At 41.4% G+C, this 11,830-nt stretch carries 11 protein-coding genes; all 11 read right to left on the bottom strand.

Annotated features, from left to right (window positions below):
* Position 1: 1 nt before the first annotated feature.
* Complete coding sequence (gene pabA / locus QFZ72_RS01580) at positions 2-589, bottom strand: aminodeoxychorismate/anthranilate synthase component II (protein WP_307428599.1); 588 nt, start codon at positions 587-589, stop codon at positions 2-4.
* On the bottom strand, positions 586-2,016 hold the full coding sequence (trpE, locus tag QFZ72_RS01585; protein WP_307428602.1) for an anthranilate synthase component I: 1,431 nt from the start codon (positions 2,014-2,016) through the stop codon (positions 586-588). The genes pabA and trpE overlap by 4 nt, the downstream gene beginning before the upstream one ends.
* A gap of 133 nt (positions 2,017-2,149) precedes the next feature.
* Positions 2,150-3,073: a cysteine synthase A gene (cysK, locus tag QFZ72_RS01590; RefSeq protein WP_307428605.1), complete on the bottom strand. Its 924-nt coding sequence runs from the start codon at positions 3,071-3,073 to the stop codon at positions 2,150-2,152.
* A gap of 105 nt (positions 3,074-3,178) precedes the next feature.
* Entirely contained in the window at positions 3,179-4,087 is a 909-nt protein-coding gene (locus QFZ72_RS01595; RefSeq protein ID WP_307428608.1) for a peptidyl-prolyl cis-trans isomerase, read from the bottom strand.
* A 23-nt stretch (positions 4,088-4,110) separates the two neighbouring features.
* The gene (gene hslO, locus QFZ72_RS01600) at positions 4,111-4,989 is read right to left on the bottom strand and encodes an Hsp33 family molecular chaperone HslO (RefSeq protein ID WP_307428610.1); all 879 of its coding nucleotides are present in this window, start codon (positions 4,987-4,989) and stop codon (positions 4,111-4,113) included.
* Positions 4,990-5,008: 19 nt separating this feature from the next.
* The gene (locus tag QFZ72_RS01605; RefSeq protein ID WP_307428612.1) at positions 5,009-5,776 is read right to left on the bottom strand and encodes a type III pantothenate kinase; all 768 of its coding nucleotides are present in this window, start codon (positions 5,774-5,776) and stop codon (positions 5,009-5,011) included.
* 219 nt (positions 5,777-5,995) lie between these two features.
* Positions 5,996-7,933 carry an ATP-dependent zinc metalloprotease FtsH gene (ftsH, locus tag QFZ72_RS01610; protein ID WP_307428614.1) on the bottom strand — a complete coding sequence of 646 codons (1,938 nt, stop codon included), beginning with the start codon at positions 7,931-7,933 and terminating at the stop codon, positions 5,996-5,998.
* 103 nt (positions 7,934-8,036) lie between these two features.
* Entirely contained in the window at positions 8,037-8,579 is a 543-nt protein-coding gene (gene hpt, locus QFZ72_RS01615) for a hypoxanthine phosphoribosyltransferase (protein ID WP_307428618.1), read from the bottom strand.
* 21 nt (positions 8,580-8,600) lie between these two features.
* Positions 8,601-9,986, bottom strand: coding sequence for a tRNA lysidine(34) synthetase TilS (tilS, locus tag QFZ72_RS01620; RefSeq protein ID WP_307428621.1), 1,386 nt, complete (start codon positions 9,984-9,986; stop codon positions 8,601-8,603).
* A gap of 150 nt (positions 9,987-10,136) precedes the next feature.
* Entirely contained in the window at positions 10,137-11,123 is a 987-nt protein-coding gene (locus QFZ72_RS01625) for a serine/threonine-protein kinase (protein ID WP_307428623.1), read from the bottom strand.
* Positions 11,089-11,826: a vWA domain-containing protein gene (locus QFZ72_RS01630; protein WP_307428626.1), complete on the bottom strand. Its 738-nt coding sequence runs from the start codon at positions 11,824-11,826 to the stop codon at positions 11,089-11,091. The genes QFZ72_RS01625 and QFZ72_RS01630 overlap by 35 nt, the downstream gene beginning before the upstream one ends.
* Positions 11,827-11,830: the final 4 nt, after the last annotated feature.

Genomic DNA, 11,830 nt, shown 5'->3' on the forward strand with positions numbered 1-11,830 from the left:
GTTAAATCAGTTTTCTGGATGGCTGGTAGGTTTTTATAAAATTGCCCAGCAGATTTTTTCCGAAAGAAGTCATAATCGATTCAGGATGAAATTGCACCCCTTCGATTGGAAGGGTTTTATGACGAATCGCCATAATTTCATCTTCATCTGTCCATGCTGTAATCTCAAAGCAGTCCGGCAATGTTTCTTTTTTCACAATTAATGAATGATAGCGCGTTGCGGTAAATGGATTTTCTATATCCTGAAAGACTGTTTTTTCATCATGATGCATCTCGGATGTTTTGCCATGCATTAATCGTTCTGCACGGACTACGTCACCGCCAAATACCTGCGCAATGGATTGATGACCAAGGCATACTCCAAAAATAGGAATTTTCCCTGCGAAGTGTTCTATGGCTGCTAGACTGATTCCCGCTTCGTTAGGACTGCACGGCCCTGGTGAAATCATTAAGAAATCCGGAGCAAGCTCTTCCATTTCAGCTAAAGTAATTTCATCATTCCTGCGGACAACCAGCTCTTCACCAAGCTCACCTAAATACTGCACTAAATTGAATGTAAATGAATCATAATTATCAATCATTAAAATCATCTTTCTCTCACCTCTGCTGTCATATTCTCTTCTTCACTCAGCTCTTTTGCTCTCAATAAGGCCTGCGCCTTTTTTAATGACTCTTTGTATTCATGTTTCGGATTTGAGTCGATTACGATCCCCGCTCCTGACTGGATGTAGGCATGTCCATCCTTTGCAAGCAGTGTGCGGATGACAATGTTCAGCTCCATATCTCCATTATATCCAATCCAGCCGATGGAGCCAGTATAAATGCCTCTTCGAGACGGTTCTAGTTCTTCAATAATTTCCATCGTTCTTATTTTTGGCGCTCCTGTTATCGTGCCGCCAGGAAAAACACCTTTAAAAACATCGATATAGTCTTTGCCTTCAGCTAATGTTCCTTGTACATTTGAAACAATGTGCATAACATGCGAATATTTTTCAATAACCATAAACTCGTTTACTTCCACTGTTCCGTACTTGCACACTCTTCCTAAGTCATTTCTCTCGAGATCGACGAGCATGACATGTTCTGCCCGTTCCTTCTCATTTTGAATCAGTTCATTTGCAAGCTTTGTATCTTCCTCTTCATTTCCCCCTCTCGACCTAGTTCCTGCGATTGGGCGCGTGCTTGCTTTTTCTCCATCAATCTTCACTAAAAGCTCTGGAGAGCCGCTGACAATCTGGAAATCCTTCAATTCCAGATAAGCCATGTAAGGAGAAGGATTTAATTCTCTTAGCGTTTCATAAATCTTAAGCGGATGAACACCTAACGGCTCGGTTTGCCTTACGGATAAGTTTACTTGAAAAACATCGCCGCTCTCTATATATTCTTTGATTTTCTCTACTGCTTCCATAAAAGATTCTTTAGTAAAAGCACCCTGCAGCGCATCCCTTTCAGGCACGGCCGGTTTATGAGTAAATGGCTCAGAACGCACCTCAGTCCAGCTTCGCTCCATTTCAGCAATACGCCTCTTAGCCTCTTCTACTTCATTATCCTGACTGTAATGGGTAATAAACCAAACCTCACGCATTTGGTGATCATAAACAGCAAGATCATCAAACAGCAGGAAAAACAAATCAGGCGTTTCTAGATCATCTTCTGAATGCTGTTCCAGTTTTTCAAAATATCTTACACAATCGTAGCTGAAAAAACCAATGGCTCCTCCCTGAAAATCCGGAAGCTCTTCGTCTTTAACAGATTTATAAGCAGAAAACCAATCTCTGAATGTATCGAGCAGATTCCCATTCCGTTCTTCTTCCGTATCATTCGACTGTATGGTTAAAACAGAATCTTTCCCTCTTACAATCGCTGCAGGCTTCAGTCCTGCAATGCTGTACCGTCCGCCTCTGCCGCTTTCTAAGAATGCATGATACTCCTCATGTTTAGAAAGATGCTGATATTGTTTAAAGAAATCAAGATTGTATTCCGCTTTTTTTGCAATCGGCTTTCTCTCAAGATGCATCTGTACCCTCTCCTTAAAAACTCATACATTCATTTTACCTAAAACACAGGAAGATTACATGATGAAAATATTGAAAGGAGAGGAAACTAAAGAGACAATATAGAAAAAAACAGCCCGAAGGCTGTTTTTATTTTTAATCGAATTGATAAAGCGGAGTGCTTAAGTATCTTTCGCCGTTGCTTGGAATGATGGCCAGAACTTTTTTGCCTTTTCCTAATTCTTTCGCAACCTGCAATGCAGCTTTAATGGCTGCACCAGAAGAAATTCCTCCGAGCAAACCTTCTTCTTTAGCTGCTTGGCGGGCAACCTCAAATGCTTCTTCATTTTTGACGGTAATGACTCCATCGTAAATGTCTGTTTTTAAGATATCAGGCACAAATCCGGCGCCGATACCCTGAATTTTATGAGGGCCCGGTTTACCGCCAGACAATACCGGTGAGTCTGAAGGCTCAACTGCATAAATCTTGATGTCTGGATAAGCTTCCTTAAGTACTTGGCCTGCACCAGTGATTGTACCGCCTGTTCCGATACCTGCAATAAATGCATCAAGCTGATCGCCCATTTGGCTCACAATTTCAGGACCTGTTGTTCTACGGTGAACTTCAGGATTCGCTTCATTTTTAAATTGCTGAGGCATGAAGTAACCATGTTCTTTAGAAAGTTCCTCAGCTTTGCGAATGGCTCCGCCCATTCCTTCAGGACCTGGTGTAAGCACAAGCTCCGCTCCATATGCTTTTAAAAGATTACGGCGCTCCATACTCATAGTCTCAGGCATAACCAAAATAGTCTTAATGCCTTTAGCAGCAGCTACCATGGCTAAGCCGATTCCTGTATTGCCGCTTGTTGGTTCAATAATCGTATCTCCGGCTTTAAGAAGACCCTTTTCTTCAGCTGCCTCAATCATTGCAAGTGCAATCCGGTCTTTTACGCTGCTTCCCGGGTTCATAAACTCAAGCTTCAAATAAACATCAGCGCTACCCTCTTCTACGATTCGATTTAACTTCACTATCGGTGTTTCCCCAATCAGTTCGTGTATTGAATTTGCAACACGCGTCAATCTGACCACCTCTATTTCCGAGTATTTTTATTGGCTTTAAAAAGAATGTACCAAAACTCAGTCTGAATTGTCAATCTTTTCTTACTTCTCGGATAGGCAAACTGCTTATTCCTTAGAAGTATCATTGCCATAAAACCATGTAACCCCTGCCTCTTCCCACAATGGTTTAACAGATACCGCAGATTCCATTTGTTCTAGTGCAATTTGCCTTCTCATTTGATTTTTTACATCTTCATAAGAGTATTGGACACCATTTAGCTTTTCTTTTAATAAGAGAACTGAATAGCCGAGATCACTCTTAATCGGCTGACTCCATTCATCTATTTTCAGTTTCTCAGCCTCGTCAACATATTGTGATGGAAGGTAATCATTTTTGGCTGACACAAACCCAAGCTCTCCGCCCTCGTTTGCCGTAAATTCATCAATTGACTTTTCAGCAGCCAGCGCTTCAAAGCTTGAGCCGCCTTTTAGTTCTTCTATCACTTTTAAAGCATCTTCCTCAGTCTCCGTCACAATATGGAATAAGTGATACGAATCTTCAATTGAATACAGCTCTTTATTGGAGTCATAATAAGCTTTTAGTTCTTTATCAGATATTTCTACATCCTTGGTTAACAATTCTTCTAACAGTATGCTGTATCTGATTTGCTCGCGCAGTTCTTTAGTATCTGTCAGCTTTTCGTTATCAAGGGAATTGTACATGGATTTGTACATCGCAAGCTCGCGTTCAAGTTCTTCTTCCGGAATCTTGATGCTGTGCTTTTCCGCAAGCTCCTCAACTACCGTAAAATTAATCATCTCTTCAAGTGTTTCTTTTCCGAAACGCTCTTCAAGCTCCGCCATCCAATCTTCCCTTGTAATTTCTTTCTTTCCGACAACAGCAATGGACTCCGATTTCTGGTTTCCGGAAACAACAGCTGCTATACTGTCATCTTTAGATAAGAAATAGGCCAAGGTAAAACAATTAATGATGACAAGACCAAAAATGATTGGCCATACTGTTTTCCCGTTCATTTCTCCATCTCCTGTTTCATTGTTCAGTTTGAGGCACTTTCCTTAAGCTCTGTTAATTCTTCTTTATTGAAATGATATCTCTCATTGCAGAAATGACATTCTGCTTCTGCTTTCCCATCTTCTTCAATCATACTTTGAATTTCTTCGGCACCTAGGCTGATAATGGCATTTGCGATTCTTTCTCGGGAGCAAGGGCAATGGAAGGCAACGGAATGTTTATCTATCAGCTTCACGTTTTCTTTACCTAATACTTCAAAAAGAATTTCTTCTGGAGTTAATCCTTTTTGAATTAACTTCGAGATTGGCTCTACACTGCCAAGACGCTTTTCGATTTCTGTAACGGTTGATTCATCCGTACCCGGCATTAATTGAATAATGAATCCTCCTGCTGCAAGGATTGTATTATCCGGATTAACAAGTACTCCAACGCCCACAGACGAAGGAACCTGCTCTGAGGATACAAGATAATAGGTGAAATCCTCACCTAATTCACCAGACACGATGGGAACCGAACCTGTAAAATGTTCTTTCATTCCAAGATCCTTCACAATGGAAAGCATGCCTGAGGTGCCTACTGCTCTTGCGACATCAAGCTTCCCTTTTTCGTTAAGGTCAAAATGAGTTTGAGGGTTTGTGACGTAGCCTCTCACCTCGCCTTTTGCATTGCTGTCTACAACAATGACACCGATAGGCCCGCCTCCCTCAACTTTGATCGTCATTTTATTTTCGCCTTTAAGCATAGATCCAAGCATGACTCCAGCTGTCATAGACCGGCCTAAAGCCGCTGATGCAGTCGGCCATGTCTGGTGCCTTCTTTGCGCTTCTCCTACTGTATCTGTTGTTTTTGCAGCATATGCACGCACTTGCCCGTCAAACGCAAGCGCCTTCACTAAATAATCCATTGTAATCTCACCTTCCAAATTAAATGCTGTTTCTTTCATAAATAAGCTGCAGGCCTTTTAACGTCAGGAAAGGATCGACAATTTCAATTACATTCGATTCAGATGCAATCAATGATGCCAGTCCTCCTGTAGCAATAACCTTAGGCTCTGCTTTTGACTGCTGTTTCATTCTATTAACAATGCCTTCTACTTGTCCCACATAGCCAAATAAAATACCGGCCTGCATCGCACTCACAGTATTTTTTCCAATAATATCGTCCGGTCTTGCAATTTCAATTCTTGGAAGTTTAGCCGCCCTTGAATATAACGCTTCTGTTGAAATGTTAATTCCCGGGGCAATAGCTCCCCCCATATATTGTTTTTCCTCATTGATATAACAATAGGTTGTGGCTGTACCAAAGTCCACAATAATCAAAGGTCCTCCGTATAAATGGATGCCTGCCACTGCATTAACAATTCTGTCAGCACCAACCTCACGCGGATTCTCATATTTTATGTTCAAACCTGTTTTAATTCCCGGTCCAACTACTAAAGGCTTTTGCTTAAAGTACTTTGAACACATTCTCTCGAGCGAGAACATAATTGGAGGAACAACGGACGAAATAATAATTCCTTTAATATCTGTAAGCTTTATACCTTCATGTTCAAATAATGATTTGATCAGCATGCCAAACTCATCTTCCGTTTTGTTTCTTGTCGTTTCAATACGCCAGTGATGTTTTAGTTCATCACTCTCAAAAACGCCTAAAACGGTATTTGTATTCCCTACATCCAATACTAAAAACATATGTATCACCACTTTGTATAGTTTCTTTTCACTTTTTAAGGTTCATTCTTTCCAATCATATCATATGAGGTAAGAAATCGAATCGTATAAAAATAAGAACTGAATCAGTTTTTATTTCCCGAAATAAACAACATCTCCATTTTATTCTTTTTAGAAGATGAAATGCAAAAAGAAAGAACCGCAAGCTCATAATGAACATGCGGTTCTTCTAAAGACCAATTAATCTTCTTTTCGATCTTCATGTATTTCAGATGTTTGTTCTTCATCCTTTTTTGGGAGGATGTTCACTTTCACATCTTCTTGTTTTTTGTCGAGATCAGCAGCTGGTCGATCCGGCAATGTGCCATGATCCACAAGGTGTTTAATCTGTTCTGCATCGAGTGTTTCAATTTCAAGCAGTGTTTGAGCAATCAGCTCTAATTTGTCACGATTTTCAGTAAGAATCTTCTTAGCGCGCTCATAGCTTTCTTTAATGAAGCGCTGCACTTCCATATCAATTTCATGTGCAATGGCATCACTATAGTTCTGCTCGCTGTTGAAGTCGCGTCCTAAAAACACTTGTCCTTGCGATTGGCCAAATTGCAATGGCCCAAGCTTATCACTCATACCAAACTCTGTTACCATACGGCGGGCAATGCCTGTCGCACGCTGGAAGTCATTGGATGCTCCTGTGCTGACTTCGCCAAACACGATGTCCTCAGCTACACGTCCACCGAGTAGTCCGGTAATTTTATCAAGAAGCTCAGGCTTCGTCATAAAGTAACGATCCTCTTTCGGAAGCATAACAGCGTATCCGCCAGCTTGACCGCGTGGTACGATTGTTACTTTGTGCACCATATCAGCCTCATCAAGAATTACTCCGATAATTGTATGCCCTGCCTCGTGATAGGCAACAATTTTGCGTTCTTTTTGAGAAATAACACGGCTCTTCTTCGCAGGACCTGCAATTACACGGTCTGTAGCTTCATCAATATCTGTCATATCGACCTTTTTCTTATTGCGGCGGGCAGCAACAAGTGCAGCCTCATTCAGAAGGTTTTCAAGATCTGCCCCTGAGAATCCAGGTGTACGGGCAGCGATCGATTTTAAATTGACACCATCATCTAAAGGCTTGTTGCGGGCATGTACTTGAAGCACTGCCTCACGACCTTTAAGATCAGGACGGTCAACCGTAATTTGACGGTCAAAACGGCCTGGACGCAATAAAGCAGGATCAAGAATGTCAGGGCGGTTTGTAGCAGCAATCATAATGATTCCTTCATTTCCGCCGAATCCGTCCATTTCAACAAGCAATTGGTTAAGGGTCTGCTCACGCTCATCATGGCCTCCGCCAAGACCAGCGCCGCGCTGACGGCCAACTGCATCAATTTCATCAATAAAGATAATACACGGTGCGTTCTTTTTCGCATTCTCAAACAAGTCACGAACACGGGAAGCCCCTACACCGACAAACATTTCAACGAAATCAGATCCGCTGATTGAGAAGAACGGCACGCCAGCTTCTCCGGCAGCAGCACGTGCAAGAAGCGTTTTACCTGTTCCAGGAGGTCCTACAAGAAGAACACCTTTAGGAATGCGGGCGCCAAGCTCTGCAAATTTACGTGGATCCTTCAGGAATTCCACGACTTCAACAAGCTCTTGCTTCTCTTCATCTGCACCTGCAACATCTTTAAATCTGACTTTTTTCTTTTCTTCGCTGTAAAGCTTAGCTTTGCTTTTACCAAAGTTCATGACACGGCTGCCGCCGCCCTGAGCCTGATTAAGCAAGAAGAAGAAGAGAATGAAGATAATGACAAAAGGAATGATGGATGTAAAGAACGTTACCCATCCGCTGGTTTCTTCTGCAGGAACGAACTTAACGCTCGTTTTTTCACCCTGGGCAGCAGCATCCACACGGTCCAAAGCTTTGTCGCTTAATACATGAGTTACAAATAACTCATCTTCTTTATAATTAGTTAACTTACCTTTAACTTCATAAACCCCGCGCAGCGGCTGAATGGTAATTTCTTCAACATCTCCAGCCTCAAGTTCGGAAATGAACGTGCTGTAAGTTAATGGTTCAGTTTTTGTATTGTTCCCTTGGAAAAAACTGACGACTCCAATAACCACTAAAAAGATTAATAAATAAAATATGGTATTACGGAAGATCCGATTCATTCCTTACCTCCTCCCACAGTAAACACAACTATTTTAAATAGTATCATAGAAAATCATACCAATACAACTAATTAGCTATTTGTATACTTGACAAAATCCAGTGTTAGTTATTTTGATAAATTTCAGGCTTCAGTACGCCGATATACGGAAGATTGCGGTAGCGTTCAATGTAATCTAAACCATAGCCGACTACAAATGCATCCGGAACTTCAAAGCATACATAATCTGCCTGAATATCAGCTTTGCGTCCAGTCGGTTTATCAAGCAAAGTCACAATGCTGATTGTTTTTGCTTTACGGTAACGGAAAAGCTCTACTAAGTAGCTTAGCGTTAAACCGCTGTCGATGATATCTTCAATGATAAGAATGTCTCTGCCTTCAACTGAAGTATCCAAATCCTTAAGGATCTTAACTTCTCCAGAAGAGACTGTAGATGTACCATAACTCGAAACATCCATAAAGTCCATTTCCAAGTATGTATCGATGTTCTTCAGCAGATCCGCCATAAAAGGCATTGCACCTTTTAAAACACCAATTGCGAGCGGAAAGCGGTCTTTATATTCTTCTGTAAGCACTTTGCCCAATTCTTTTACTTTGACACTGATCTCTTCTTCTGTGATTAATACTTTTTCGATATCCTGCTTCATTACAAGTTGCCCCCTACAAAGTCATTGCTCTTTATATTCCAGTACAACACAATCGCCCTCGGATAACCCGTATTCTTCAAATGAAGATTTCTTAAGGCCGGGAAGCCAGAGGATATTACCGCTGCCATCTTCTAAAACAGGCCAGCTGTTTCTCTTATTGATCGGTACTTTAGCATCAATAAATATATCTTTTACTTTTTTCGTACCGTTCATGCCTTTCAGTTTGATTTTATCGCCCTGCCTTCTTGTGCGGATCAGCAAGGGCTTGTTCAAAGAAGAATAAGGCATGACGAACACATGGTTCCCTGACAGATCATCAGGACTCCTGTCCGCAATTTCACAAGTTAAGATATACCCGTTTGGGAGGGCTGTGCTAGAAGGTATCTGCACCTGCATCTCATATGACTGGTCTGTGTTTTGTTCAAAAGTAAACAAACACGTTTGATAGGATTTGATTACTTTTAGACCGTCTGGGTAATCAAGTGAACCGGAAGGATGTTTTTGCGAGAGTAAAGACTGAAGACTCTCTATATGTATAGAAGAAAGGGAAGATGGAATATCTTCGTAAAGATAGTTTAATATTAGTTGAATACCTCTTCTTTGTAAAGGCATAGGCAGGGTTTTAAACATTTCAATATTCAGTTCGATTTCGTTCTTTTCTTTCCTTTTCAATACTGTATTCAATTTTTCTTTCGTTAATTCCTGTAAGAACTGCTCATCTTCTCTAAATGTTCTGCTGAAAAACTGAAATCTTTCATGAACCTTTGGGTTTTCTTCCTTAAGAAACGGCAAAATATGTTTGCGAAAGCGATTTCTCGTATAGTCAAGTTTCTCGTTGCTTGGATCAAACCGCGGAGCAAGCTTCTGGTCAAGGCAGTAAGTAAGAATTTGTTCTTTTGTAAAAGATAAGAAAGGACGAATGATTTTCCCGCTGTCAAAATCACGTATTTCAGGAATTCCTGCAATAGAAGCACCCATTCCGCCTCTAGTCATTCTCATTAAAATGGTCTCAACCTGATCATCGCCATGATGCCCTAAAGCCAAAAAATTTCCATCATACTTTTCCATTACTTTGCTGTAGAAAGCGTAGCGGCATTCTCTGGCTGCATTCTGAGAGCTCATTTCAGGGTGCTCCCTGGCGAAATCGGGAACGTTCAGCTGAACAGCTTCACATGGAACACCATTCGAACGGCAATAGTGCTTAACAAATTCCATTTCTTCTTCGGATTGTGAACCTCTAAACATATGATCCACATGAGCAGCAATGATTTTAAGCTGATAAGCTTGCTGAAACCTCATAAATAAATGAAGAAGGGCGAGCGAATCAGGTCCGCCTGAAACCCCAATCACAACGGTTGCATCGTTTATATCGTTAACATTAAGAAAAGTCCGAAAACGTTCTAGCATGGCATTCCTCTTTTATAGCATTATTTAATAAGTTTTTCCTAAAACGCATCCTGTCCGAGAAGCACATTCTATAATGAGTGCACTTTAATACTATCACGCATGCTTTGGCCTCTGCAAAAAAGAAGTCCCCCGTTCACACATTTATCAAATTTACATGAGATAGTGATAAACATAGAACGAATAGATAATGCATAAAGCAGCAATAATCATCACAGTTTCGAGCCATCCGCTTACTTTGCTCTTCTTTTTAACCTGCACTCGCGTTTTTTTCTGCTGTTGATTTGGAGCAGGTTGTCTTACTGAGGCAGGGGGCTTTCTGCTCCTCTTTGGATAAAGAGACTGCAGGAAATCCTGTTTCATTTCAGAAGCATACTTGTATTTTCCCAAGATGGCATTATTTAAAACGGCAGAATGCTGCCGCAAGTAAGGATTTGACTGAATAACAGCATTCAGCTGACCGCCTCCGTCGCCCTGCTTTTTAAACCGTTTAGGATAAACAGAATTGATCACGATCATAGCAGCTGCAAAAAGATCATACTCCGCCTCCGCCTTGCGGGTCCCGAGTCCCCAGTACCCTCTATCAAAAAAATCGGTAAACTCTTTTATCGACCTGCCCTTAAGCGTTGTTCCTCCAACATCTATAAACCTGAGCTGAACCGGCCTGTCAGCCACAATCAGATTCTCCGGTTTCAAATCGCCGAAAACCCAGCCTGCCTGATGGAGCTCCTGCAGATTCGAGAGAAGCTGAATTGTTAAAACACCAATCCATTCATGGCCATTGTTGTGGATAAAATCAAGATATTGCTTTCCTTTAATATATTCCATTACATAAAAGGGAACTTGCGTTTGGGTTCTGGGATTCATCCAATCATCTACATCAATTAAAGCAGGCCCAAGGGAATTCCCCTGGACCTTTGAAAAGTGTTTAAGGACATTCACTTCAGAAGTAATGGACATGCTGTTCTCACTTACTTTAAGAGCTGAAAGTCCATGTTTTCCTTCCGCTAAATAGACAATCCCTGTAGCACCCTGACCAAGAGGTTTCAATATCCGGTACTGCTGATGATGCCACTTTCCCTTAATAATGGTGCCTGGTGCCACTTTACATGTTTGATTCGCTGAAGTATTGTTCATCATCTGAGAGCAAACTCCTTAAAGAACGCTTTTTCTTAAACGAGTGGATGCCATCACGAATAGCCGGTCCAGTCGGTGTAATGCCGCCAGTTGTAAGTTTAGGAAAAATAGAGGAGAGAGATTCAAGTTTCGGCGTCCATTCCAAAATGGTTTCAACTTCATCCTTTTTCCCAGGAAATACAGACACTGAAAATTGATTTTCCCCAATTCTCGAATTTAAGCTGATAGATAAATCCAAAAGTGATTCTTTTACAGTCGGCAGCTTCGGCTTCATACTTCCGCTCATATCTACTAATATTAAAATCTCCATGCTGATCGTTTCTCCAAGCTCATCGACTACTTCCATCACCTCTCCCCGTTTTTCAGGCGAAAGCTCCTCCATCGTCACTTTCTTCCCAAGGATTTGCTGAAGTTCAGAATTGACCACCCCTTGCAGAGTTTGAGTCATTGCTTGCCTTGTTACCATTTGCACCGTTTGAGAGAGCTGATGAGCATAAACAATCTGGCTAACGCCTCCGCCCGACACAGCTATCCCTTCAATCTCATCGATCGCCTCCTGATCAATCACATTTTCTTCTACGATTCCGATTACGTTCACTGAAATTCCTTGTTCTTTTGCCAGAGCCGCCATCGCAATCGGATCTTCACCGTGATTGGAGCAGCCGTCTGTTATAAGCAGAATTTGTTTTAATTTTCCCTTATTCATTTAA

This window comes from Bacillus sp. V2I10 (genome assembly GCF_030817055.1).
GTDB lineage: Bacteria > Bacillota > Bacilli > Bacillales > Bacillaceae > Bacillus_P.